Here is a 25,722-nt window from a genome sequence, read left to right on the forward strand (position 1 = left end):
TATTAAAAATGACAAAATGATAGTTTATATAGTCTCGTAAAAAGGGTGTGGTTTTTACGACCCATAGTAATAATAGTAATTTGATTTTTTCATATTCATCTTATTTAGAACAACCCCGAGGATTTTCCCCTTTGCAGACTGCAATAGTTCCTTCGCTTTTAATAGTTGTTCTCTCTCAGTCTTTTTACTCTGGGAAACGAGCACAGTGCCATCACATTTATTCGAAAGAATTTGTGCATCCGTTACAGCTAATAATGGTGGTGTATCAAATATCACGATGTCGAATAGCGTTGTCGCTTCTGCGATCACGCGATCCATCGCCCGTGAGCCAAGCATCTCCGATGGGTTCGGTGGAATGGGCCCGCTTGTTAGAATAAAGAGATTCTCTACTTCTGATTCTTGGACAGCATCTGCAAGGACCGTCTGTTGAGAGATAACATTAGCTAAACCTCTTGTATTCAGGACATTAAAGGTGTATTGCACAGTTGGTTTTCTTAAATCAGCATCAATAAGAAGTACTCTTTTACCTTGTTGAGCAAAAACAACAGCAAGATTAGCAGTAGTTGTCGACTTTCCTTCCCCTGGTCCTGCTGAGGTGATCATCATTGTACGAACATCTTCGTCGAGCGAGGAGAATTCAATATTTGTTCGAATCGTACGGTATTGCTCTGATATCGGTGACTTTGGTTGATGTTTCGTAATGATATTTCGTTTCAGCTGATTATTAAGCTTGTTCCGTTTTAGAGCCAACGTTACTCCTCCTCGTCTTTGGATTTTTTTGAATGTCTTTACCTTTCTCATTTCCTTCTTCAATGTTTGCCACTAATCCAAGGACCGGTAAACCAACGGCTTTTTCAATATCTTCTTCATTCTTTATTGTGTTATCCATATATTCAAGTAAAAACGCTAGACCCACACCAGCCATTAAACCAACTACAACTGCAATGGCAATATTCAATAATGGGTTGGGTTTGATTGGTGATTGATTCTCTGTTACCTCAGCATTGGCTAAAATCGAGACATTATCTATATTCATAATGTCTGGTATCTCACTTCTGAACACTTCAGCTGTTTTATTTGCAATGAGCGCCGCTTGTTCAGCACTTTCATCCTCCACTGAGATCTTTACAACTTGAGAGTTTTGTTCACTTTGGACGGATATTTTTTCATTTAATGCACTTGTTGAAACATTTAAGTTTAGCTCTTCCTTAACGATATCTAGTATCGCTGGGCTCTTGATGATGACGTTATATGTATTAATTAATTGTAAATTACCATCCAAATCACTTTTTGTTATTTCTTGATTATCTTTTGCTTGGTTCACTAAAATTTGTGTAGACGATTGATAGACCGGAGTTAATACAAAGTAACTGACCACCCCACTAATAAGGGCCGCCGCGATAGTAATTGACAGGATTAAGACGATTCTCTTTTTTAATGTATCATACAGTTCTTTTAGACTAATAGTTTCTTCCATTTGACCCTCCCAGTTAAGAACTAAGCAAAATTGATTATATCATATAAAATGCAACATTTGTTACATTATGTTATTTTTAAGGAAAAAATTTATAATTTTTTGGTACTATTGACTATATATTCTAGTATCCCACAATAAAAATGTAGGTTTTTAGGTATATTATTTCGAAATTGTCATGTTTTGTTGATTTTTCTGACTAAATAGGTTGAAAGGAGTGATTATATGAAAATAATATCCATCACATTAGCTGGATTACTCAGTCTAGTAATTATCGTGGTGAGCCACGTTACTTGGGTGGAAAGAACAAGCGTCAATGGAAATACGAATGTAAGTATGGGAGAAAAAGAGAGACAAAACGAGGATAAAGCAAACCAGTCACACTATTTAGGAATGGCTGCTAATTGGCCAGAAGGTGCCATCCAATCTTATGCAAATACATTAGAAAACAACGTCCCATATAACGTTGTGCTCGTTGGTTCTACTTCTACTACTGGTGAAGAAGACAGTTGGGCTGCGCAGTTATCAGCTAAATTACACGAACATTATCAAGAAACAATGAAGGTAGAAACCGTTCATTTTGATCGTTTTTCAGGTGACTTTAATATTGATGAAGTAGTCCGGTTATCACCTGATCTAGTATTAATTGAACCGTTCTTAATGAAAGATAATGATTGGTATGAGGACGTGACTGCACCGCTTGAGAATATCGACAACTGGAGAGAAACACTTTCAGAAATGAATCCAGAAGTAACCGTGATGTTGCAGCCTGCCAATCCATTTTATTTACCGCAAAAATATATGCAGCAAGTGGATGCGTTAGAAACGTATGCTTCTGTACAAGGATTAACTTATATTAACCATTGGGAAGCTTGGCCAGATACTAATGATCCATTCATACGAGAGTACTTGGAGGAAGATTACTACCCGAATGAACAAGGTCATCATCTATGGGTAGAATATTTACGAGAATATTTTATAGCAGAAGAGTGATTAAAACTGCACATACATCTCACGCTCAATGATTATAGCTTTACTAATATAATGCAAAAGGAGCCGAATAAAGGCTCCTTTTTTTACACTTATAACCCTGTCCAGTTCCAATAAGTAAAGTAAAACAAAATCATCAATAAAAAATAAATCGGCATTAAGAACATATTTAACTTTAATAAAATATTGGCACGATAACTCATCGTGTCATGCTCATAGTATACTAACAGTGCCTTCGAACTGACCGGGAAAGTTAAGCAATAGTTCATCCCTACTAAGCTTAAAAAGAGCATGGAGGATGGCTCTAAATTAAGTGTCATACTAAGCATTAATATACCTGGCACCATCACTACAGCCCTTGTCGTATGAGAGGTAATATAAATGTGACTGGTAATAGCGATAAGGATGATAAGACTCACAAGACCCCATGCAGGGATAGGTGGAAAAGCACCAATTAGCTTGAATACTTCCTGCTCTATCCAGCTTACCGCACCAGTTTCCACTAGGTTCTTACCTAATGCTGTTGCAGCAGCGACAAATAAAATCAAATTCCACGATACAGCCTGTAAACCCTTCTTCCAGGTAATGACGCCATACTTAGGCAGCATAAAAATAAAGGCACCTACAATTGTAATCAAACCTATTTCATATCCATGAAGTGCTTCTGTTAGCCACAACAAAATCAAGACAGTTAAAAGAATAAGGGTTTGCTTCTCCTTTTTGGAAACAGGCTTTACTTCATATATATTGTTGATATTGTTCGCGTCAAATGGGGCTGCAGTTAATTCCTTTGAAAAAAATAATTTAAAAACAAAATATGTGATGAAACTGATGATCAAGGTAAAAGGGAGCCCCCATATCAACCAATTTATATAAGAGATACTATCTCCTGTGGTCTTCTCTAATATTTCAATCCCGATTAAATGTGAACCCGCTCCTAATAAAGTTGAAGAGGTTGTCATTAAAATAATGACTGGTACGAACAATGCAATGATTTCTCTTTGTTGCTTATTCTTAACAAGATTCGCTATTTCTCTTACAATTGGCAACATGAGTACCGCCCTGCCGGAAGTGGAAGGAATAAAGATAGCCAATGGAAACAGAGACAACATCAAATACAATAATAGTTGGTTTGTGTTTTTAGCTTTATGAATAATCACTCGTGTCATTCGAAGAGATAGACCAGAAGAACTAAATGCTTCTCCAATAATAAAAGCACCAATCATCAACCAAATGATCTCCGAAGAAAAGGACGAATAGAGCACATCTGTATTTGCCCCATTTAATAAAATGAGTAATAGTAATGCACCTAAAGCCACATAAGCGGCAGGAAGTTTTGTACATACCCATAAAGCTAGTGTAATAATGAAAACAATCATAGAAACCTTTGCATCATAAGCTATATTGTCTGTGAAAACAATAAATGAACACACAAATGAGAGAAGAATGACGATGATTTGTGTTACATTTGGCAGCTTAGTTAAGTATGTTTTAGTAGATTGTTGCTTGTTTTCTAGTAAACGATTAGATTTCATATGATACCTTTGCCCAATTTCCTTTCAGCAATACGATAGCCAACCTGAATTTGACGTACAGCTGCCTCTGCACAATCAGCAATTAAATTTGCTGCGTCTTCCATCGCCTTTTCTAATGAAGTTGGCTTCTGAATAATGCTCATATAAGCATCAATCCCACTTGTATAGTTTACCCATGCATCCTTTCCAATGGACCCAGTAATTGCAATCACCGGTATGCCCAATTGTTTTGCTAATCTAGCAACTTCCGCAGGAATCTTTCCGTTTGGTGTCTGTCTATCTATACACCCTTCCGCAGTTAATACAAGGTCAGCACCTTCTAGATGTTCTTCAATTTGAATATATTTCATAATAATTTCATAACGTGGAAATAGTTTTGCACCTGCAAATGCCACTAAACCTGCCCCTAATCCCCCAGATGCGCCACTACCTGGTAGCGTTTTCACATCATGCCCCGTAGCCTTCTCTATTAAATTAGCAAAGTGCGATAAACCATTAGCCAATATCTCTACTTCTAGTAAGGAAGCTCCTTTTTGGGGTGCAAATACGTGCGCCACTCCCTTTGGACCACAAAGTACATTATGCCAATTACACGCGACATTTATTTGTACTTGAGATAATCTAGGATCTATATTGGTTAAATCCATATATGCAATATCACTTAAGCAGCCCCCTCCCGTAATTTCTATTGGTTGATGATTTTGATTAAAAAATTTAGCACCCAACGCTTGTGCCATACCCGCCCCACCATCGGATGTACCCGAATCACCACAGCCAAATAAAATATGAGTCGCTCCTGATTCTAAGGCAGCTAAAATTAATTCTCCTACACCATAAGTATGAGTATTTAAAGGGTTACGTTTGTGAAGAGGAACCATTCTAAGCCCAGCAATAGCGGCCATTTCAATTACGGCTGTTTTTACGTTGTTTTCCTCATACAACCCAAAGTATGTCTGTACTTTTTCACCTACAGGATTTGTGGCGTCAATAAATTTAAGTTCACCTTTCTTAATTTTAATAATTGTTTTGACAAAACCTTCTCCACCATCAACCATTGGAATAACATGCGTATCCACAGCGGAATCAAAACGCCTGATCCCTTTATCAATCGCACTCGCTACTTCCTCAGCTTCCAAACACTCCTTAAAACCAGATGGGATAATCACTATTTTCATTTTACTGCCTCCAAGTCATTTTTTTATTAGGAAAATGAGCCATTTCCATTTAAATCCGTCACTTCTAAGCTTTTTCACTTTCCTTGTTATCTTCTATACTAGTTTTTGAAGATGAGAACTCTATGTAAGAACCATGATAGTTAGATTAGAAATCAATAAGAATGAACCCAAATAATCAACCGAAATAAAAAAGACATGTAAATGGTTCTCACCAAATACATGCCAGGCCTCATTAATCCAACTCTTTATTTATTATCTCTCCAGTTTTTGCATTCATCTCTATTTCCACTTCGCCTTTTTTGGAATCAGCTTCAATTTCATAAACAATGAGACCATCTTCTTCATCCAGTTCAATTTCATTCACTTTACCGTTAGACGCCTTTTCTGCAATTGCTATCGCATCTTTTTCTTGTATGATCCGTTGCTTGATTAATTGCTTATCATCATCGTTAGCGTCGTCTCTATCTCTTTCGATATCATCATCTTCATTACCTTGATCCCTTTGGATAGAATCACCTGAAGAGGCATCTACTTTTACGTCCTGTACATCATCGTTATCGTCATCGTATCCCCTATCGTCAGATTGATTCTCCCCATCATCTTGTTTACTGATGGCAATGACATCCGCCTCTCCGGCCTGAGATACTTTTTCATCTAATTCTGTATTGATAGAAGTAGCATTTGTTTCATCATTATTTGTAGCCCCAACAGCAACCGCTCCACCCATAATTACACCAGTTATGATTAGACCAACAAAAATTTTATTTTTCATGATTAATATCCTCCTTTAATCTTCTGATTACTTATAATATAATCGCGTAAGATTAAGGAATGAGGTGAGTAACATTAGAATTTGCTAAAAAGTAAGATTAATCATCAAATGAAATAGTAGCTTTCCCTGTTAAAGTATGAACTTGTACGGTTGCCTCATTATCATCATCGGTTTCAATTTCAATGAGATAATAAGTTTGGCCTCCAATATTTTCAATTTCGATATCATCATCGACTGCCCCTTTTACATGTTCCAACGCGATTTTAATTGCTTCATCTTTAGAAATAGCCACTGGACGATCTTCTTCTTTTTGTTTGCCTTCTTCCGGGTTTTCTTCTTTAGGTTTTTCAGCTTTATCTTTTGAAACAATTGAACCTGTTACTGCATCTACTTTAACAATATACTCCTCTTTATTCTCCAGAACTTTAGCTACATAAACATCTTTCTGATTTTCGGTTTTTTTACTAATAGATAAAATATCATCGCTTGACAGTAATAAGATACTTTCTATTTCCTTTTCATTCTTTATCGTTTTATTACGATCATCACCGCCACTTGAGTTATCTCCAAGTTTCTTTAAAGATATTATATCTCCATTTTCTGCATTTAAAGAAACTTCATATATTCCGCTTTCTCTCGTCATTTTTATGTGATAAGCACTTTGTTGTAATTCGATATTTGTTACTTTGCTGCCTTTATACCTTTCCTCAATTAAGGAAAGGGCGTCATCTTTAGTAATTGTTTTCGCAGAAGTAGTTACTCCTTGCCATGTAACAATAATAATAAAGGTTGCGATGACAACTAACCCAAGAGTAATCCATAACCCTTTTCTTCTCATTATTATCCTCCATTCTATATCCCTTTCCTTTATTATCTAATAAAAAAATTAAAAGAAAATGAGAAAGCACTGATCGATTAATTAATTTTTGTTTTCCTATGTTCGTTATTAAACACCATGGTAACCGTTGTTCCTAGATTTTCAACACTTTGTAATTTTATCTCAATGGCTAAAGCGTCGGCAATTTCCTTCGCTAAAGAAAGTCCAAGTCCGACTCCTCCTGTTTTTCTGGACCTTGCTTTATCAATACGGTAAAAACGTTCAAATATTTTGGGAAGCTCATTCTCATCTATACCTATTCCACGGTCAGAAACATGAATAAGTATTTCTTCGTTACTATTCTCACTCAAAGTGATTGTAATTTCATCATTACTATACTTTCTTGCGTTATCAAGGAATATAAAAAGTAATTGCTTTAACTTTTGTTCATCTGAGTAAATGGACGCATTGCCATCAATTTCACTTTCAAAAATAATCCTTCGATTGTAGCCGTTCTGGAAAGCTTTTGCTGAATCTACCAAAAAGTCGCTTAGGCTAATTTTGGTTGTTTCTATATTCCATTGTTGATTATGTTGTGCTAGGAGTAATAGTTGTTCTGTCAAATTTTTCATTCTAATGGCTTCAGAATGAATCGCTTCAATTGATTCTTTAAAAAGTTCCTCATCATGCAATCCTCGTCTTTTTAAAAGACTGGTATAGCTTTCAATTACAGTTAGTGGTGTTTTTAGTTCATGGGAAGCACTTGAAGCAAATTGTTTTTGCTTATCAAAGTTGACCTCGAGTAAATCAATCATATGATTAAAAGTCGTACCCATTTCATGCAATTCGTCATTGGAATCTTTATTTAATGGCAGCCGTTTAAATTTCCCACTTTCTCTAATTTCACTCATCGTCTTAATCATTGAAGTAATCGGCGCAATAATAAGGTTGCCTAATAACCTACTAGAAATAATAACTGGAATCATCGCAACTAAGGTTACAATGATTAAAACCAACCGTAATACTTTTAAATTTTCTGTCGTTCTTACAATACTTTTGGCGATTTGCAGGTTAGCTATTTCACCATTGCTCAAAATAATCGGAATCGAACCAAAAGTATATGAGGTTTCACCCTCTTTAATCTCGACATTTAATGAGGAACTAAATGATTTCTCTATGTTATGAGCCTCTTTATTAAAAGAAGGATCCACAAATGTACTAGCTGCTTTTTGGCTATCCTCATAAACGATACGAACCATACCGTCGATAGGAATATAAGCCCGAAGTAACGTGTCCATTGGTACCGTGGCAAGTGACTGATCGATTTCAGCAGCATTTCTTTCCAATTCCAGTTTCCCACGGTCAAGTTCACTATTCATCATCATATTGCTAAACAGCAAATAAATAGAGATATTCATGACGATTAGTAATATGATGAACAAGATAGAAGTATATAGATTGATTTTGTTTTTTAACTTCATTTCATCTCCCTTATTACATAACCTACACCTCGTACCGTATGGATAAGCGCAGGGAGATTTTCAACATCAATTTTCTTCCTTATATATCGAATATAAACATCAACAACATTTGTATCACCAATAAAATCATATCCCCAGACTGCTTCAACAATTTGATCACGATTCAGTACTTGTCGTTTATTTACCAATAAATAAACAAGCAAATCAAACTCCCTCGGTGTCAATTCAATAAATGTATCCCCACGAAAAACTTCTCTTGTTTTCTCATTCACTTTTAAATTAGCAATCGTAAGCACATCTTCTTCATTTTCTACTTCCTCAGTGACTTTATTTCGGAATGCCACACGGACTCTGGCCAGCAACTCTTCTATTTGAAAAGGCTTTGTTATATAATCATTCGCACCTAAATCTAATCCAGAGACTTTGTCTTCAACTGAGCTTTTCGCAGTTAAAAGTATGACCGGTGTATGGTTATCATTAGCCCTAATTCTTCTTAACAACTCTATTCCGCTAATCCCCGGAAGCATAATATCTAATAATACGAGATCCCATATTTTGCTTTTATAAGTATGGAATCCTTCTAACCCATCAAGCGCTTTTGTCACTTCATATCCTTCATATTCCAGCTCTAATTCTAATAACCGTGCAATTTTTTCTTCATCTTCAATGACGAGAATTGATTTTTTGTCCATTAAATACCCACCTTTACAATCCACTTTATGATTGATTGTAGATTCTTTTTATTAAGATTCTATTACTTTATGAATATATTTATATTAATACCTTTCAACCCCAGTTTCTGTTAAAATCCGTGTTTATTAAACGGCCAAATGGCTCATTTCTCATCATTTTTTAAAAGAGGCAATTAAATATGAGCTTTCTTTTTTTGAAAGGACTTATCTAGTACAATCGTTTGTTTTTGAATTGAGACTTTTATTGGATGAATTTAACCGGAGCATTTGTTATGGTTAATTAAAATTATATTTACAGGAGATGAAATTGCATCATGTATAAATGGCAACTTGCACTAATTACTGGGATACTGCTCCTCTCTGCTTGTAACAGTAATTCCGGTGAGGAATCGGACATGAATAAAGAGAAGACCCATGAAGTGTCTCAATCATCTGATGAAAAAGAGGCAAACTCAAAATCAGGTAACCATTCAGTCCCTGTACAAAACATAGCAAATGATAAGATTTCTAACGAAAAGGATTTGTCTTCATTACCAGAATACGGCAAAATCATAGAACTAATCGGTGATCAAGATTATCTCTTCACAAAAGAATCAGATACTGGAAGTAAACGCGTGTTTATTATTGAGCAAAATGGTGAAAAACAATATAAAACTATCTTCATCAAGAAAACAAATCGACTTAAAGTGATAAAAATTCACGGTAATGGCGGAGAAGTTTTCAACCAAATATTACCATAAAAAGAATGACAGAAAAGACACTAATAGCAGGTGGAAGTAATGAAAGTCGACCGGACCCTTTGAGGTTATTCTTTAAGTATTTATACATTTCTATGGCATGAAAGAAGTTTAAGGAAATTCGCGCCATGATTTCCTATCCGATTCAAACCAATTGTTTCTAGGTAACTTACACATCTTCATACCTGTTGTTCGCATTTTGGCTTTGCCCATACCTTTTCCCCAAAGGTATAGGTATAACTTATGCTCATGTGTTTGGTTGTAAAGAGGCTAGAGCAAAACAAACACAATAGAAACTAATTTTCCTCACATTGTTCGCCGGAACTTAATAAAGAGTGACACCATTTTAGGGTCACTCTTTGTTCATCATTTCACTGACGGGTGTTTTTTCCTTGCAAGGAATAACATGATGGTACCTGCTAGTAAGATCGTCATACCCATTGCTAAATAGTTATAGCTGTTGGTTGACGTATTTGGTAGAGACTTACCTGTTTTCTCCTCTGGTTTGGCGCCAGATTTCATTTGTTCTTTTTTCCCTTTGATGACATCTGATGGTGTTTTACCATCAGTTGGTTTTTTATTACCATTGCCTGGGTCTGGTTTTTTCGTTGGTGGAGGAGGGGTGTTGCCCTCGCCCGTTCCGTCTTCATCTACTGTAGTTGTTGCTTCTGCATAAGTATAACCAAGGATTTCATATTCTTCGTCATATGCCATCAATTCAATAGTGTATGTTGTGTCTTTCTCAAGTTCTGTCCAAATATGCGAGAGTGTATCTGCATCCACGACTTCATACTCTTCTCCATTTAGAGAGATTTCATATTCATAGACTGCTCCTTCACCATCGTATATCCATTCTGTTTCAATAGAGTCCTCTGTTGCTTCTACTTTTGTGAAGTAAAGATCTTCACTAATCGTGAATACATAATCGAAATAAATTTCAATTTCTTCTCCATCCGCATTTAGTGCTGCAATAGCAACTTCATACGGCGTTCCCGGAGATAGTCCAGTAAATACATAACTAGATTCTGTTCCAGGTACTGTATCTACTAATTCACCATCTATATACAATTCATAATCTGCTACTTCTTCTTCCCCAATATATTCCCATTCTGCATAGATTGAATCATGCGTCGCTGTTAAAGAGGTAAAGCTTAAGTTCCCCATTTCTTCTTCATAGAAAACTTCCACACCGCGCATTCTTAATTCTTTAATCACTTCCATCGCTTTCGATCCTTCCGAAATGTCAAGCGTTGGGACCGAGATGAAAGAGACAATAGCTAAGTAAGGTAAATCTAGTAATGGCGAAATATCCGTAATAGCTGTTTCATCCATTGCTAAGAATAATAGATTATTACCATTCTTAAGTGGCGTAATGTCAGTAATAGCATTACCCGAAATAATAAGACCTTGTAAAACATGAGCATTCTCAGAATTTAACCAATCAAGATTCGTCATATTTGTATAATCTGCAAGTAAGAATAGTAACTGTAATTTCGCTAGTGATTTGAAATCACTAATTGGATTATCCGATACGATTAAGTATTGCAGATTGGCTGCTTTTTCGATTCCTTTAAGACTTGTTAGTTCATTATCATATAGTGATAATTCGATTAAGCTACTTGGCAAAACAGGGAGCTTCTTATATCCATTGCTATCTGCTGAAAGCGATTGTAAGTTAGGTAAACCTTGTATTGGTGATAAATCGAGTCCAGGATTGTAGGAAGCAACAAGCATATTCAAGTTTGTTAAGCCCGACAATGGTTTTAAATCTTTCGCTTTCGTGTCATCAATAAATAATACCGATAACTTACTCAAGCCTTTAATCGCTGTTAGATCACTGACTGGGTTCCCTGTTATCGATAGCTCTTCAAGGTTTGTAGCCAGCTCTAGTCCAGCTAAATTCCGAACACCTTCATAATCAACATACAGTGAAGTTAAATTTTTCATATCACTTTCATATATGTCACGGCTAATGCCAAGAGTCATCTTAATCATGTCTCTTAACCCTTTATCCTTAATCGACACTTTTTTTCCTTCAGGTAATTTTGCCGTTTTCACATCCATTGTTGCCCGACCAATTAATTGTTTACCGTCGTAAGCCTTAATAACGATATTATAGGTTGTATCTGCCTTTAAGTTCTTAAATACATGTTCTTCTAAACCAGATACTTTCGTTTCTTTCCCGTCAATAGAAACAATATAATGATCTGGGTACAAATTGAAATTGGCTTCAGGCCAGTAACTCCAATACACTTGGATACTTGATTCATTGACAAATCCACGCTCTACCATCATATTTACATCATCTGCTTCATTGCTGTACACGGTTACGCCTTTTGCAGTTAAATCTTTCAGTACAGCTTGTGCCCCAGCATTTTCACCAATCCAAGGCAGACCATAAGCATAAACTGTTTGAAGATTCGTTAATTTTTTTAGGAAATCCAGGTTGGCTAGTGAAGTATGAGAGATATTTAATTCCACTAAACTTTTACTAAAAATACTTGTATCTTTAATAGCTAATCCTGTGACATCAAGGTCTTTTAACTTTGTTAATGCTTTGATTGGTGTTAAATCAGCAATGTCATTATAACCGAGATGCAATGTTTCTAAATTTGTCGCAAATTGTAATCCTTCAATAGATGTTACCCATAAATTCGAGATTGATAGACTGGTTAAACGGTCTAAGTCAGCTTGATAAATAGCGCGCTTTAACCCTAATTCATCTTTAATTGCTTGCTCAAGAGTACTGTCTTCGAATGGAATAACTTCTCCTGTAGGTACTGCCGATGTTGTTACTTCTACCTCTGCTGAAGATACTACACTACCTTTTTGAACACCTTCTACTTTCACTTTATATGTAGTAGCAGGGGCTAATTTCGTTAATGCATAGGTTGTTTTATTTGGTGAAACGACTTCTTTTAAATTGCCATCAACGTATAATCTAAATTCATCAACATCCACTAAACTCCACGAAATGTCAGCTGTTGTATCAGTTATCTTATGAGCAACAATATTTAAGGAAGGGACAGTTTCATCTTTTACTGCTGCTTCTTCATCCGCAACTTGTTCTTCTTCCTCAACAACTGTTTTATCTTCTTTTGGTGACTCTTCGCTAGCTTCCTCTTCTACAACCGGCATTTCAACCGTTAACGTTGTTTCGTTACTTTGCGCCTTACCTTGCGCAATCGAATAAGTCACTGTATCTCCAGGTTTGACCTCAGAATCAATCAATTCATATATACGATAAACGCCATCTTCCCCAGCTTGTTCTTGACTCATTTCTGGTTGGCTGGCAAGAACCGAACGTTCTCCGTTTTTAACGAGGGTGAACAATTCTGCATTCTCGTTTGCAGATTCTTCATATTTCACTCGCCATTTCAATTTCACTTGCCCATCAATATATTCTGGATTTTGCAATTGAATATCTAATGGTTGTTCCACATCAGTTGTTCCTGGTGAAGTCGGTGTTTCCTCCGTACTCTCTGTCTCCGCTAGAACGGATGCAGGGATGAAAGAAAAAACGAGCATCATGGATAAAAGTAGATGGATAGCTTTTTTCATTCCCAATTCCCCTATTCTCTCTATTTTTAGAAATATATTCCTTTCAATACAGATGTATCATATAACGAATAGATGGGCTTGTATAGATACTTACGATAAAATATTTTTCGACATCATCCCTTGAGGAAAATAAAGGTTTTTGTCGAAACATGACTAGGCTAGGTTGCTATCCCAATCACCGGAGTACTTGTTTGAAAAGCGATTGCGCGGGATACGTCACGATGTAGTCACGGCATGTGCTGCTTATCTCTCCCGAAGATTTGATCGGTTGGGGGGTTATAGGAGTGATAAATTTTTTTGAAAGGTAACTCCTCGAGAAAGGAGAATCGTGGATCGGGTTGGTAGCCATTGGGATAAGCTCTGTTGAGGCGATTCTGTCCGTTATCCTACCATTTTTTTTGGCTTACTTTGATTTTTGGTATGTTTCTCGGCGTTTCCTACCATTTTTTCTTGCTCACTCTGGTTTTTGGTACGCTTCTCGTCGTACCCTACCATTTCTTCTTGCTTGCTCCGGTTTTTGGTATGCTTCTCGCTGTTTCCTACCATCTTTTCTTGCTCTCTCCGGTTTTTGGTACGTTACTCGGCTTTTCCTACCATCTTTTCTTGCTCTCTCCGGTTTTTGGTTCGCTTCTCGGCTTTTCCTACCATCTTTTCTTGCTCTCTCCGGTTTTTGGTTCGCTTCTCGGCTTTTCCTACCATATTTTCTTGCTCTCTCCGGTTTTTGGCACATTTCTCGCCGTTCCCTACCATATTTTCTTACTCACTCCGATTTTTGGTTCGCTTCCCGCCGTACCCTACCATCTTTTCTTGCTCACTCAGGTTTTTAGTACATTTCCACACCCCCCCTCAACGCAGCACCCCTCTCTTTTCCACTACACCCCCATGTTATTACATCAAGCATCTAAAAATAATAAAAGGCTGGAACCACCGAGTCCCAACCTTCAACTTTGTTCTTTATTAGAAACGATCTTTGTTTTTCTCAAATGTATCTTTCACTTTTTCGATGACGATTTTACTGCCACCTTGTTCTTCGACACCTTCAACCATCATTGAGATAAGGAGACGAGGGTCATCCGGGTTATAGGCAACAAACCAGCCGTTTTCTTTACCCTCTTCATCAGCGGTTTGTTTCAGTTCCGCTGTCCCCGTTTTCCCTGCTAGCGGGTAGCCTTCAATACGTGCCGTACGTGCTGTACCGCCTGGTTCGTTCACTACTTTATTCATCGATTCAGCTACAGTTTTAACGGTAGCTTCATCAATTATATTTTCCTTCCATACTTGGCTCTTTTCTTCATCATTCAGGAGCAAGATCGGTTTAATCATTGACCCATTATTGATAAAAGGTGTATAAGAAGTAGCCAAGTGAAGGATGCTCATTTCAACATGTCCTTGCCCATAACCGGAATCGGCAATTAATGTTTCTTTATCCAGCTCGCCGATTGTAGAAGATTCGAGTGGATAGGCAAAGGGAATATCCTCTGTAAAGCCAAATTCTTTTAACCCAGCAGTTAATTTGTCTTTTCCTAGCTCTAATGCTGCCCTTGCAAAGTAAATGTTATCCGAATACATCATCGCCAAATCGAAATTGACTGGCTTTCCAGGATCGCTTACCCTTGTGATTCGGTAATCACCCCAGCGATTATCATCCGGCCACTGCAAGCCCTTCACTTCTATTGTATCTTCAGGTTTAATGGCTCCTTCTTTTAATGCAAGCGCACCTGTTATTGGTTTAATCACGGAACCTGGTGCATACGTGTGTTGAAAACGATTCAAGAATGGATTATCACCACTCTCTTCTAGCTCTTCTAATTGAGAGGCAGAGTATCCAAGTGTTGCTTGATTCGGATCGAACCCTGGACTAGAGACAAGGGCCAATGTTTCACCAGTAACAGGGTCAATGGCGGCCGCAGTGCCTGGCTTATGATCCAGTTCTTTATACAAGTCCTCTTGTAATGTGAGGTCAATGGTTAACTGAACGTTGCTACCATTTTCTACTGGTGTTTCGGCCACCACTACCTCTGAACCGTCCTCTTTCTTAATCCCAATTAAGACACCATTTGAACCACGCAGCTTTTCCTCATATACTTTCTCTAAGCCACGGCGTCCGATGACATCATTACTGCCATATCCTTTTCCTTCGTGTTCCTCCAAGTCGTCAGCCGTCACTTGAGCGACATTACCAATTAAGTGTGAGGCCGCCTCGCCGCCAGGGTATACTCGACCTTCAATATCCTTTTTTAATACACCTGGTATGCTCATCAAGTTATTTAATAGTTCTTCTTGATTCGTCGCAATTTTCTTGATTGGCACAAATTGATTTGCCTGTACCCAACTCGCGCCTAGTTTATCCTTAACAGAGTTCTCTGAGATCTCAAGTAATTTTGCCACTTGCTTAACCGTTTCATCTTCAGAGTCCATTTGTTCTGGGACAATGCCGATTTCTAAAATCGTCCCATTGAAAGCAAGTGGATCGCCTGAACGATCGACAATTTCTCCCCGTTTTGCCTTCACTGTGTTGTATGTAATTTCATCATTCGGGCCAAGTTCAGGGAAAATATAAGTCGTATCCCATTCAATATACCAATTTTCCTCATCGTCTCTCTCTTCTTTAACTAATGTTGCTTGATGATCAAAGGCAATCTCTCCTGCTAAACTATCCATTTTTGCCGAAAAGGGTAGTTGTAATGATTGCTGATCTGTATCTTGTTCTTTCTCTGATTTTTTATGTGAAATGTCTAAGTTAGCAATGCCTAAATCTGTATATACTTTTTCATAGCGACTGACAAAGTCTTCTTCACTAACTGATTCCTTTGCCTCTTTTGAGAGCATGCCATACATTTTTGCGAACTCTTCTTTATTCCAATATTCTATATATTGAGATAACCGTTGTTCTGGATCAACCTCTTTATTGCATGCGCTAAGAATGGCTAAAACCGTAATGGCCACAAATAAATAGACTATCTTTTTCATGTCTCTCCCCCTCATCAACCATTTTAACACTACGGTCACTTTCATACCATATATAGAACAACGGTTTCATGAGAACATTTTATGAACAAAAAAATCCGAGCCTTTATGACAGCTCGGATATTCCTACTTGTTTTTCCTTTTCCTTATGATGAATGCTTTTCAAACGAATGTAGAAACCGATTGCCGCTGCAGTTAGCCCTACGGAAATACCGATCCAAAAACCGTATGCCTCAAGCTCTGTAAAGGCAGCTAAACCATAGCCAACTGGAATACCAATCACCCAATAGGATATAAAAGCAATGATAAATGGTATTTTCACATCTTTATAGCCTCGTAAGACACCTTGTAATCCCGCTTGAGCAGCATCTGAAATCTGATAAAAAATAGCAATCACAAAAAAGTTAGCCGCAAGTAAAATCACTTGTGGATCATTCGAATAGATGGCGGCAATTTGTTCTTTGAAGAACAACAAGAAGATAGAAGCAAAGCCCATAAATGCCATTCCACCTATAACACCAAGCAAACTGTATTTTTTTGCGTTGTCTAAACGTCTGCCCCCAACAGAGTACCCGATCATAATTGTCATCGCCATTGATAGACTAAGAGGGATCATAAATAATAAGGAAGTGAAACTAAACGCCACTTGGTTGGCTGCTACTGTAATCGTTGAAAACATCATACCAACTAAAAGGGTCACAACCGCAAAAATACTAGATTCAAAGAAAATTGTTAATCCTATTGGAATTCCAATGGATAATTGTTCTCTCCATGCTTTTATTGATGGCTTAAACCAAACTTTCCCAATTTTGTAGTTTCTTATATTACCGATTTTAAAACTGATCAATATACTAATAATTAGAATGAACCAATACGTAAAACCCGTTGTATAACCTGCACCAACTCCGCCGAGCCTTGGAAAACCAAAGTGACCAAACACTAAGCAGTAGTTCAAGAATATATTTACTGGTACCGCTAATATGGTAATAATCATCGTAATTTGTGTGAATCCTTGTGCATCAAAGAAGTTCCTTAGCACATTGTATAAAAATAACGGCACAATCCCGATAGATAATCCAAGTAAATAATGAAAAGCAATATATTCAACATTTGGAGCCAAGCCCATTAAACTTAAAATCGGCTCCAGGAAAAAAATACCGATTAAAAGTATAATAACAGCAATAATAGCAGCTAAGTATAACGCTTGTGTCACACTATAGGATATTTTCTCCTTTTTACCTTGTCCTAGTAAATGCGACACAATAGGAGTTATAGCAAGCATAATCCCATTGATCCCTGTAAATACCGGCATCCATATGTTGGACCCAATTGCCACTCCAGCCAAATCATCCGTTCCAACGCGGCCAGACATCATCGTATCCGTTAAATTCATTGCATATAGCCCTATTTGCGTCACCATAATCGGCCATAGCACTTGCAAAAATAGCTTAATTTTCTCATTCCACGTTTCTGCATGATACATCTTGTATTCTATCTCCTGTTTCGTCTGATTTTAACGATTATTTATTTTAGCACTGGAATGATGTTGTTTCAATCGAACATCAGAAGTGGATGATAACATATCACTAGCTGGAGCCCACCTTGCATAAAGAATAAGATCCCCTGTTGTCCCTGCTGGAATAACCGTTACCACCTGCCCCGCAGTATTATACCAATTCACAAATCGGTAACCACGTACTGGTCCTGGTGGATTTAATATAATTGGCAGTTCTGAGGCTGTGTACGTTTGTGGGTTTGGACTCACCGTTCTAAATATATTTTGATAAGTAATTGTATCATTAGGTAATCTGACCAACAGGACTTGCGTATTGTCATCACTTAAACGAATCACCCAATCCTCAAACTCGGTTGTCGGCTTAAAAAATTTATCCGCATCTGATTGTACTAAGATCGGATAAGTTGCGGTCGATTCAGCAACTACGATTGGTGTACCAGCATCATTTGGTGTGACATAATTGGTTAAATCTAATTGCACAACAGTCCCTTGGATAAGCGGTGCGGTAATGTAGGCTACGTTACTTCGACCAACAATATAAAGCCCGTTCGCATCCCCAAGCTGATCTTGCATGAGTAGAATACCACCATTATATATACCTGGTGCAGTTTCAGCCATATTCACACCAATATCCCCAACACTATTACTACCTACAAAAAAAATTTCACCTGTATTAAAAATACCTCCGCCAACTAGGGCAGCTTCATTACGTTCAACTAGAGATTCTGTTATCCTTGTTTGGCTATTTGTATTCGTAAATATGCCTCCACCTGTTTCACCAGCATAGTTATCAGTTACTTGAATATTAGTGAGAACGACTTCTGTAATATCATTAACAAACACACCGCCGCCACTTTCAGTTACCCGATTATTTCTTATGATACTCTCCATGATTTGAAGCCCCGCATTTAAATTGACAAACACACCTCCACCATTAGCAGCAATATTTTCGAATATCGTGCATTGGTCGAATATCGTACTTGTTTCATTATTAAAGTATACCCCACCGCCATTAAGGTTGGCTTGATTAGAGAAAATACGGCAAAGAGATAGAGTAATCGTTGCATTTGAATTGATAAATAAACCAGCTCCATTACTGGCAATATTGTCCGCCACTTCACAGTTAACGATATTTATCACACTATTAATGTTAGCAAAGAAAGCTCCACCATTACTTGATGTCGAATTTCCAGTTAGCAAAACATCGTTAAAGGCGATTTGAGATCGCTGGTTAATATACAAGCCGCCTCCATTTTTTAACGCAGTATTGTTTGCGATGCTACCTCTCATGAAGCTTCCAATAACGTCCGGGTTGATTAAGACCCCACCTGCCCCCCTCGTATCAGTTGGTTCTGTTGATTGATTCCCGATAATATCCGTATCAGCAATAGTAAAACTTGTACCTGTATTAAAGTAAATGCCCCCACCAACGGTCGCGATATTATTGGAGATAACTGACCCATTAATAGTGGCACTTCCTTGGTTCACAAAAATAGCTCCACCAAAGCTAGCACAAACATTCTGCACTAACATTGAATCGGTGATATTCGCATGTGCACTTGAAGCAATATATATACCTCCACCAAACTCTGAGGCATCACAATTATAAATGGTTGAATTGTTTACATTACAAATAGCAGATCCAGTTAGATAGAAGGCACCTCCCCTTGGCACAGAAGAATTTTGCAAGGATGAATCGTTAAGCGTTACAATACCCGTACCTGTACAAAAAACAATCGAAGAGGCGACAGTATTTTGTTTATTACCATCTATAGTTAAACCTTGCAAAAGTAGGTTCCCATTTGTAGCAACATTAAAAAGGTATCCTGTAAACCCCGTAAGTCTGGTCAAGATAATTGATGTATTTTCCCCACTTATCTCCACTGTGTAGTTAATTGATAGAGTTGTTTCAAGATCAAAACTATCCGTAACCGTAATAACATCCTCTTGATTACTAATTGCCGTTTGCAGTTCTGCAAAAGTTGAAACCGAAACCATCATGTTCACTCCTATCTGAGCATGTCCTTTTATAACATATGAAGGACTGGACTTACTGGTGAAAAAGAATGACAGTGGCACTCTTATCGGTTATAATTTTGGAAAAGAAAGGATGATGTTTTTGACTGTTTATAAACCACTCGAAGTTTCGACTACTCTCCGTTTTTATCGAGCAATCCACAGTCGCACCGAATTACCTCCAGAATCTGCGTACTATCTTCAATCTTTACAAAAAGGCTATAATGGTGAGAAGAATTGGGCCACCTATCTGAATGAACTCCCGAAGAACATCCCGATTCTATATGATCTTCAATTTGAAGTGAACCAATCTACTATTCAAATTGATGCCCTCTGTATTCTCCAAAACAAACTAGTACTTTTTGAAGTAAAAAACTTCCAAGGAAATTTTTCAGTAGATGGAGATAAGTGGTATAGCCTCTCTCACAAAGAAATGAAGAATCCCCTCAACCAGATCAAACGTGCCGAACCCTTATTCCATCAATTCTTAAAAAAGTACCAACTTAACATGCCGTTTGACTATTACCTTATTTTCGTCCACCCTACTTTTATCCTCTACGGTGCCTCTCATCAAGAACAACTCATTCTTCCAGGACAAATCCCTGAATTCTTGGATGGTCTCAAACAACAAACCTTTTCACCCCAACGGATGCACACAAAAATTATTGATACCTTATTAACAAATCACATAAACGATATCCACTTGCTCCATAAACCTGAATATCACTTTGATCAGATGGCGAAAGGGCTATTTTGCGGGGTTTGTGGAGGGAAGATGAAAAGAAAACATAAAAAGACATTTTCCTGCATGAAATGTCATCACTCTGCTACAGTCAACGATACTGTCTTATACAATATTCAAGATTATATGGCACTTTTTCCAGAACGTAAGGTAACTACGGCTAATATTTTTGACTGGATTGGTGGAGAGGTTAGTAAAAGATTCATTAACTATTTCATGCTTAACAAATTTGAAAGTCATGGCTTAGGAAAATCTACTTATTATAAACAAAACAAATATTGACTGTAACTTAGGATCTAAGAGGAAAAACCATTTGTTACGATTACGCATCTACCTTTTTGATATCTTACACGCGCGCAATTCCCGTTTTCTTTCCTTTCCCTTTTGCTCGTATCTGCCTTTTACGCGCATTTCTCGGCTTCTTTTCTTTCTCTTTTGCGCGTATCCGCCTGATACGCGCATTTCTCGGCTTCTTTTCTTTCTCTTTTGCGGGTATCTGCCTGTTGCGCGCAATTCCGGTTTTCTTTCCTTTCTCTTTTGCGCGTATCTGCCTTTTACGCGCATTTCCTGCTTTCTTTCTTTTCTCTTTTGCGCGTATCCGACTGTTACGCGCATTTCTCGGCTTCTTTTCTTTCTCTTTTGCGCGGATCTGCCTGTTGCGCGCATTTCCTGCTTTCTCCCCTTTCCCTTTTGCGCGTATCCACCATTTACGCGCAATTCCCGGCTTCTTTTCTTTCTCTTTTGCGCGTATCTGCCTGTTGCGCGCATTTCCTGCTTTCTCCCCTTTCCCTTTTGCGCGTATCCGCCTTTTACGCGCATTTCCTACTTTCTTTCTTTTCTCTTTTGCGCGTATCTGCCTGTTGCGCGCAATTCCTGCTTTCCCCCCTTTCCCTTTTGCGCGGATCTGCCTGTTACGCGCATTTCTCGGCTTCTTTTCTTTCTCTTTTGCGCGGATCTGCCTGTTGCGCGCAATTCTCGGCTTCTTTCCTTTCCCTTTTGCGCGTATCCACCATTTACGAACAATTCCTGCTTTCTTCCCTTTCTCTTTCGCGCGCAATATTTACCCAAAATCAACTTTCATTTACATATATCAATCAATTACGCACCTACACAAATACCTTTTCCAAAAAAACAAAAACCCCCACAGACCAAAGCCTGCGGGGGTTCCATTAATTATGATAATACTGCTAATCTTTCTTTAACTTCTTCTTCAGTTAGCCCGTGCTCTGCGATGTAGCGGTTGCGTGGGTGTGAACGGCATTCCTCGGAACAGCTACGTAAATGTTTGTGTTCATTTTCCTCAGAACAAAGGATTTTTTTGTTACATTCTGGGTTGGCACAGTTGACGTAACGTTCACATGGCTCACCAGAATAGTAATCCTTACCTACAACTACATGTTCTTTGCGGTTGACGGGTACTGCGATTCTTTCATCGAATACATATAATTGGCCATCCCATAGATCGCCTTGAACTTCGGGATCTTTTCCGTAAGTGACGATACCACCATTCAGTTGACCGACATCTTTAAAGCCTTCTTGAAGTAACCAGCCAGAGAATTTTTCACAACGAATACCACCAGTACAATAAGTGACAATTTTCTTCTCGCCTAACAATTCTTTATTATCTCTTACCCATTGAGGGAGGTCGCGGAAGTTTGTAATATCTGGGCGAATGGCACCACGGAAGTGACCTAAGTCATATTCATAATCATTTCTTGCGTCTAAAACAACTGTATTTTCATCATTTAAGCTCTCGTAGAATTCCTTCGCACTTAAATGTTTACCTGTTAATTGATTTGGATTGATATCGTCTTCTAATCGAAGAGTAACTAGCTCTGGACGATAACGTACTTTCATTTTTGGAAACGCATGTTCATCTGCTTCATCGATTTTGAAAATCATATCAGCAAAACGTGGGTCTGCTTTCATATGCTCGATGTAGCGGTTTGTTTGTTCTACAGTTCCTGAACAAGTCCCATTAATTCCTTCATCTGCAATCAAAATACGGCCTTTTAATCCTAGTTCGTTACAAAATGCTTTGTGTTCAATCGCGAACTCTTCTCCGTTTTCAATTGGTACGTACATGTAGTATAACAATACGCGATAGTTATTCTTTTCTTCCATTTTCTTCACCTATTCTTTTTATATTTGCAAGATATAATGGTTCAATAGGTTTTTTACACCATTTTCTTACTGACAGTATTATAACAAAAAAACGCTAGGAAATAATGTCGATTTATTGACCTTTTTTTGGTATTCTTACCCGACTAACAGTTTATCCACCGCAATATAATTTCATACTTAATATAAAAAATCGAAAAAATACTTAATTTTACCTATATCTGAACATTTAAAATTATTGATAAATATACAAAATTTACTTATTATAAAAGGAAAAGGAGGTATGTTTATGAGCCTTGCACCAGTAAGTTTTGGAGAAATTCTCAGCGATCTTCGTCAATTTAAAAAACTATCAATTGAGGATTTAGCACAAGGAATTTGTTCGTCAGAAGAAATCATCGAATATGAAAAAGGCAAGAAGTATCCAACATTAGATCAGTTATATGAATTGGCTGAACGGTTGAATGTAGAAGTCAGCCATTTCATTGACTATGCATCATCAAGTACCTTCAATTATGTTACGGCTGTTTTTTTATTAATTAAGAAGTATAAGCGTGAACGTGATTATCAAGCGATTTATGGGATTATTGAACAAGAGAGGGACAACCCTTTATTTAAGCAGCGAATTTCTATGCAATTTATGCTTTGGCATGAGGGGATTTGTGAGTATTATTTACACCAAAATGAGGATGATGCGGTAAAACTCCTTTATCAAGCAATCGATTTAACGAACCCTGATAGAAGTAGACTGACAGAGAACGAAATTGAAATTCTTACGAGCTTAGCGATTATTAAACTTGAAGAAAAGGACTTCATATTTGCTTCTAATATGTTTGAGGATGCGTTAGATAATTTGGATTCGCTTCCGCATATACTGGATCCGAAAGTGAAATTGCGGATTTTGTATGGGCTGTCACAAACATTAGCAGCAATGAATAATTATGAGGACTCGTTGAAATATAGTAATTTAGGGATTAATTATTGCATTAATAATGAGATTCTCTATTTATTTGGGGAATTTTACTTCCAATCGGGCGAAAGTTACATCAAAATTGGTGAGATAGATATAGGTACGGAGTATATTAATCGGGCAAAATCTATCTTTTTACTACAAAATGATGAAAAATTTGCCAAATTAGTAGGGATAGAGCTAGATAAATTATTAGAAAAGTGTTAATATTTGTATTGTAAGATATTTCTATATTGAAAGGAGAAAGGAAAATGAAAAAATTCGTTTCTGCATCAGTTGTTGCACTTTCAATGGTTGCTTTCGGAGGATTTGTTGGAGCTGAACCGCTACCGACCCAACATGGCGCTGAACCACTTCCTACTCAGCACGGTGCTGAGCCGCTTCCAACTCAACACGGATCTTCACCACTACCAACTCAACATGGCGCTGAACCGCTGCCGACTCAACATGGTGCACCACTACCTACCCAACATTAATAAGGTTTGAGCAAAAGCACTTTCCCGCCAGAAGGTGCTTTTTCTTGTTAAAAGGAACGCCGTGGGCTTAGTAAGTGTTTAAGATCCACTGCCAATTGTTCGACATATTTCTCTACATCTACATCCCCTTGACTCATTCCATTTTCGTGCGCCTTCAATAATAATTCTAGTAGATTAATAGGGTTTTCTGCATCCAAACCAAACTATCCTCCTAGTATTTCTTAGGAATATTATACTAAAATCCCCAATATGAATCAATATTAAATTGTCAAAAAATTTCCGTTTTTGTAAATATACTTATATGGAAGCATTTAAATATATCCTTCCACCTAATTTACCCCCATTTTTCAACATCAATTGACATATGTCTGCTCATTCGATGATAGTCGACATTTTTCTTCGACAAGAACTTTATCATAAGCTGTCATATTATGTCGTATGTTTCAAGAACCAAGTCGAAAGTCCTCGAAAATAATGTTTTTTCATCTTATTTTGTAAAAGGTTGTAAAAAATATAATTCTATAGACGATATTATGATAGAATTGACGAAATCTTGGAGTAAAGGAGAGATTACTAGACGTGAAAAAACATATGGTGTCGATGGCCACGATTGCTGTCGTTTCCTCTGCTTTTGCCGCTCAAGCGTCCGCTGACTCAACTCATACTGTAAAACAAGGAGATACATTATGGGATATAGCTAAGAAATACAATACATCTGTTTCTCAGCTAAAAAAATGGAATGATTTAAACTCAGACTTCTTACAAATTAACCAAAAGCTCATTGTCTCTAGTGAAAACTCAGCACCTGCAAAAGAGAATAATTCTTCTAATCAGTCTAGTTCAGGTACATATAAAGTGGTGTCAGGAGATACTTTATCTAAGATTGCACGCCAACATAATATGACTGTCAAAGCTTTAGTAGATCTCAATAATTTAAAAGGCGATCTCATTTTCCCAGGACAAGCACTTAAAGTGAATAGTTCATCCTCAAGTAATTCTGGAAATGCTTCTTCCAAACCATCAAACGGTTCAAATGGAAGTAGCGGGAATTCCAATTCCAAGAAGGATACATATGTTATTCAGCCTGGAGACACACTAAGTGGCATCGCTAAAAAGACAAACACGACTGTTAGCAATTTAAAAAAGTGGAATCAGTTAAGTTCTGATTTAATTTTTGCCGGAAAAAAATTATATGTAACCAGTAATAATGCTGGTAAGGATACAGAGACGAAGCCGTCTAATCCAAAAAATGACAATATCTCAGGAAATGCCGCTGCCATAATTAATGAGGCTAAAAAGCACTTAAATACGCGCTATGTTTGGGGCGGATCAACGCCAAGTGGGTTTGATTGTAGTGGATTTATCTATTACGTACTGAAGCAAACAGGAACAAACATTGCGAGAACAAACGCCGAGGGTTATTTTAGCCGTTCGTATTATGTAAACGACCCTGTACCGGGTGATATTGTTTTCTTTGAGGGTACTTATAAAAAAGGAATCTCTCACTTAGGGTTTTATATCGGAAATAATCAATTCATCCATGCTTCATCAAGTGGTGTTATGATCACCAGCTTAGACAACCCTTATTGGAGCAAACATTTTGATAGTTTCAAGCGACTTTATTAAACAAGTTTATCTTTACCGTCAATGGTAAATAAATAAAAGGGGGGTCCATGTCAA

General features: G+C 37.5%; 22 protein-coding genes. 6 read left to right on the forward strand and 16 right to left on the reverse strand.

Annotation, left to right across the window (positions count from 1 at the left end; all coding sequences use genetic code 11):
* Positions 1–54 precede the first annotated feature (54 nt).
* Together MKY26_RS15465 and MKY26_RS15470 are read right to left on the reverse strand one after the other, a co-directional pair.
* Entirely contained in the window at positions 55–750 is a 696-nt protein-coding gene (locus tag MKY26_RS15465; protein WP_341098070.1) for a CpsD/CapB family tyrosine-protein kinase, read from the reverse strand.
* Positions 725–1,477 carry a YveK family protein gene (locus MKY26_RS15470; protein WP_341098071.1) on the reverse strand — a complete coding sequence of 251 codons (753 nt, stop codon included), beginning with the start codon at positions 1,475–1,477 and terminating at the stop codon, positions 725–727. The genes MKY26_RS15465 and MKY26_RS15470 overlap by 26 nt, the downstream gene beginning before the upstream one ends.
* 222 nt (positions 1,478–1,699) lie before the next feature.
* Here MKY26_RS15470 and MKY26_RS15475 point away from each other — a divergent pair, with 222 nt between their 5' ends.
* Entirely contained in the window at positions 1,700–2,467 is a 768-nt protein-coding gene (locus tag MKY26_RS15475; protein ID WP_341098072.1) for an SGNH/GDSL hydrolase family protein, read from the forward strand.
* A gap of 89 nt (positions 2,468–2,556) precedes the next feature.
* On the opposite strand, the gene MKY26_RS15480 is transcribed toward MKY26_RS15475, so the two are convergent.
* The 6 genes from MKY26_RS15480 to MKY26_RS15505 form a co-directional block, all read right to left on the reverse strand.
* Positions 2,557–3,999: an SLC13 family permease gene (locus tag MKY26_RS15480; protein ID WP_341098073.1), complete on the reverse strand. Its 1,443-nt coding sequence runs from the start codon at positions 3,997–3,999 to the stop codon at positions 2,557–2,559.
* A complete protein-coding gene (locus tag MKY26_RS15485) occupies positions 3,996–5,174 on the reverse strand; it encodes a glycerate kinase family protein (protein WP_307316263.1) in 1,179 nt (392 codons plus the stop codon). The genes MKY26_RS15480 and MKY26_RS15485 overlap by 4 nt, the downstream gene beginning before the upstream one ends.
* Before the next feature lie 232 nt (positions 5,175–5,406).
* Positions 5,407–5,946 (reverse strand): PepSY domain-containing protein, encoded by a 540-nt coding sequence (locus MKY26_RS15490; RefSeq protein ID WP_341098074.1) that lies wholly within the window; start codon positions 5,944–5,946, stop codon positions 5,407–5,409.
* 97 nt (positions 5,947–6,043) lie between these two features.
* Complete coding sequence (locus tag MKY26_RS15495) at positions 6,044–6,784, reverse strand: PepSY domain-containing protein (RefSeq protein ID WP_224936699.1); 741 nt, start codon at positions 6,782–6,784, stop codon at positions 6,044–6,046.
* Between the two features lie 77 nt (positions 6,785–6,861).
* On the reverse strand, positions 6,862–8,244 hold the full coding sequence (locus MKY26_RS15500) for a sensor histidine kinase (protein ID WP_224936700.1): 1,383 nt from the start codon (positions 8,242–8,244) through the stop codon (positions 6,862–6,864).
* Entirely contained in the window at positions 8,241–8,936 is a 696-nt protein-coding gene (locus MKY26_RS15505) for a response regulator transcription factor (RefSeq protein WP_322909808.1), read from the reverse strand. Before MKY26_RS15505 ends, MKY26_RS15500 begins: the two co-directional genes overlap by 4 nt.
* 314 nt (positions 8,937–9,250) lie before the next feature.
* Here MKY26_RS15505 and MKY26_RS15510 point away from each other — a divergent pair, with 314 nt between their 5' ends.
* Positions 9,251–9,676, forward strand: coding sequence for a hypothetical protein (locus MKY26_RS15510; RefSeq protein ID WP_307316272.1), 426 nt, complete (start codon positions 9,251–9,253; stop codon positions 9,674–9,676).
* Positions 9,677–10,039: 363 nt separating this feature from the next.
* On the opposite strand, the gene MKY26_RS15515 is transcribed toward MKY26_RS15510, so the two are convergent.
* The 5 genes from MKY26_RS15515 to MKY26_RS15535 all read right to left on the reverse strand — a co-directional run bounded on the left by MKY26_RS15515 (position 10,040) and on the right by MKY26_RS15535 (position 19,718).
* Positions 10,040–13,234: a fibronectin type III domain-containing protein gene (locus MKY26_RS15515; RefSeq protein ID WP_341098075.1), complete on the reverse strand. Its 3,195-nt coding sequence runs from the start codon at positions 13,232–13,234 to the stop codon at positions 10,040–10,042.
* A gap of 454 nt (positions 13,235–13,688) precedes the next feature.
* Positions 13,689–13,964 carry a hypothetical protein gene (locus tag MKY26_RS15520; protein ID WP_341098076.1) on the reverse strand — a complete coding sequence of 92 codons (276 nt, stop codon included), beginning with the start codon at positions 13,962–13,964 and terminating at the stop codon, positions 13,689–13,691.
* Positions 13,965–14,191: 227 nt separating this feature from the next.
* Positions 14,192–16,204, reverse strand: coding sequence for a penicillin-binding transpeptidase domain-containing protein (locus MKY26_RS15525; RefSeq protein ID WP_341052419.1), 2,013 nt, complete (start codon positions 16,202–16,204; stop codon positions 14,192–14,194).
* Positions 16,205–16,307: 103 nt separating this feature from the next.
* Positions 16,308–17,684, reverse strand: coding sequence for an MATE family efflux transporter (locus MKY26_RS15530; RefSeq protein WP_341098078.1), 1,377 nt, complete (start codon positions 17,682–17,684; stop codon positions 16,308–16,310).
* A 30-nt stretch (positions 17,685–17,714) separates the two neighbouring features.
* The gene (locus MKY26_RS15535) at positions 17,715–19,718 is read right to left on the reverse strand and encodes a hypothetical protein (protein ID WP_341098079.1); all 2,004 of its coding nucleotides are present in this window, start codon (positions 19,716–19,718) and stop codon (positions 17,715–17,717) included.
* 118 nt (positions 19,719–19,836) lie between these two features.
* On the opposite strand from MKY26_RS15535, the gene MKY26_RS15540 reads away from it, so the two are divergent.
* On the forward strand, positions 19,837–20,757 hold the full coding sequence (locus MKY26_RS15540; RefSeq protein ID WP_341098080.1) for an NERD domain-containing protein: 921 nt from the start codon (positions 19,837–19,839) through the stop codon (positions 20,755–20,757).
* 64 nt (positions 20,758–20,821) lie between these two features.
* Here MKY26_RS15540 and MKY26_RS15545 read toward each other — a convergent pair whose 3' ends face one another.
* Positions 20,822–21,532 (reverse strand): hypothetical protein, encoded by a 711-nt coding sequence (locus tag MKY26_RS15545; protein WP_341098081.1) that lies wholly within the window; start codon positions 21,530–21,532, stop codon positions 20,822–20,824.
* Positions 21,533–21,648: 116 nt separating this feature from the next.
* Positions 21,649–22,599 (reverse strand): oxygen-dependent tRNA uridine(34) hydroxylase TrhO, encoded by a 951-nt coding sequence (gene trhO / locus MKY26_RS15550; protein WP_341058020.1) that lies wholly within the window; start codon positions 22,597–22,599, stop codon positions 21,649–21,651.
* 286 nt (positions 22,600–22,885) lie between these two features.
* On the opposite strand from trhO, the gene MKY26_RS15555 reads away from it, so the two are divergent.
* Both MKY26_RS15555 and MKY26_RS15560 read left to right on the forward strand, forming a co-directional pair.
* Positions 22,886–23,773, forward strand: coding sequence for a helix-turn-helix domain-containing protein (locus tag MKY26_RS15555; RefSeq protein ID WP_095371653.1), 888 nt, complete (start codon positions 22,886–22,888; stop codon positions 23,771–23,773).
* A 44-nt stretch (positions 23,774–23,817) separates the two neighbouring features.
* Complete coding sequence (locus tag MKY26_RS15560; RefSeq protein WP_095371652.1) at positions 23,818–24,042, forward strand: hypothetical protein; 225 nt, start codon at positions 23,818–23,820, stop codon at positions 24,040–24,042.
* A gap of 47 nt (positions 24,043–24,089) precedes the next feature.
* Here MKY26_RS15560 and MKY26_RS15565 read toward each other — a convergent pair whose 3' ends face one another.
* Positions 24,090–24,239 (reverse strand): hypothetical protein, encoded by a 150-nt coding sequence (locus MKY26_RS15565; protein ID WP_281203165.1) that lies wholly within the window; start codon positions 24,237–24,239, stop codon positions 24,090–24,092.
* A 382-nt stretch (positions 24,240–24,621) separates the two neighbouring features.
* Here MKY26_RS15565 and MKY26_RS15570 point away from each other — a divergent pair, with 382 nt between their 5' ends.
* A complete protein-coding gene (locus tag MKY26_RS15570; protein WP_341098083.1) occupies positions 24,622–25,668 on the forward strand; it encodes a C40 family peptidase in 1,047 nt (348 codons plus the stop codon).
* Positions 25,669–25,722: the final 54 nt, after the last annotated feature.

The sequence above is a fragment of the Cytobacillus sp. FSL R7-0680 genome, from assembly GCF_038009245.1.
GTDB classification, from domain to species: Bacteria; Bacillota; Bacilli; order Bacillales; family Cytobacillaceae; genus Cytobacillus; species Cytobacillus kochii.

Coding starts and splice junctions, on each gene's coding strand:
- MKY26_RS15520 (WP_341098076.1), bottom strand. CDS start 13,964: ATGTGCCAAAAACCGGAGAGAGCAAGAAAATATGGTAGGAAAAGCCGA.
- MKY26_RS15525 (WP_341052419.1), bottom strand. CDS start 16,204: ATGAAAAAGATAGTCTATTTATTTGTGGCCATTACGGTTTTAGCCATT.
- MKY26_RS15485 (WP_307316263.1), bottom strand. CDS start 5,174: ATGAAAATAGTGATTATCCCATCTGGTTTTAAGGAGTGTTTGGAAGCT.
- MKY26_RS15530 (WP_341098078.1), bottom strand. CDS start 17,684: ATGTATCATGCAGAAACGTGGAATGAGAAAATTAAGCTATTTTTGCAA.
- MKY26_RS15470 (WP_341098071.1), bottom strand. CDS start 1,477: ATGGAAGAAACTATTAGTCTAAAAGAACTGTATGATACATTAAAAAAG.
- trhO (WP_341058020.1), bottom strand. CDS start 22,599: ATGGAAGAAAAGAATAACTATCGCGTATTGTTATACTACATGTACGTA.
- MKY26_RS15505 (WP_322909808.1), bottom strand. CDS start 8,936: ATGGACAAAAAATCAATTCTCGTCATTGAAGATGAAGAAAAAATTGCA.
- MKY26_RS15490 (WP_341098074.1), bottom strand. CDS start 5,946: ATGAAAAATAAAATTTTTGTTGGTCTAATCATAACTGGTGTAATTATG.
- MKY26_RS15560 (WP_095371652.1), top strand. CDS start 23,818: ATGAAAAAATTCGTTTCTGCATCAGTTGTTGCACTTTCAATGGTTGCT.
- MKY26_RS15535 (WP_341098079.1), bottom strand. CDS start 19,718: ATGATGGTTTCGGTTTCAACTTTTGCAGAACTGCAAACGGCAATTAGT.
- MKY26_RS15510 (WP_307316272.1), top strand. CDS start 9,251: ATGTATAAATGGCAACTTGCACTAATTACTGGGATACTGCTCCTCTCT.
- MKY26_RS15475 (WP_341098072.1), top strand. CDS start 1,700: ATGAAAATAATATCCATCACATTAGCTGGATTACTCAGTCTAGTAATT.
- MKY26_RS15515 (WP_341098075.1), bottom strand. CDS start 13,234: ATGAAAAAAGCTATCCATCTACTTTTATCCATGATGCTCGTTTTTTCT.
- MKY26_RS15480 (WP_341098073.1), bottom strand. CDS start 3,999: ATGAAATCTAATCGTTTACTAGAAAACAAGCAACAATCTACTAAAACA.
- MKY26_RS15555 (WP_095371653.1), top strand. CDS start 22,886: ATGAGCCTTGCACCAGTAAGTTTTGGAGAAATTCTCAGCGATCTTCGT.
- MKY26_RS15495 (WP_224936699.1), bottom strand. CDS start 6,784: ATGAGAAGAAAAGGGTTATGGATTACTCTTGGGTTAGTTGTCATCGCA.
- MKY26_RS15500 (WP_224936700.1), bottom strand. CDS start 8,244: ATGAAGTTAAAAAACAAAATCAATCTATATACTTCTATCTTGTTCATC.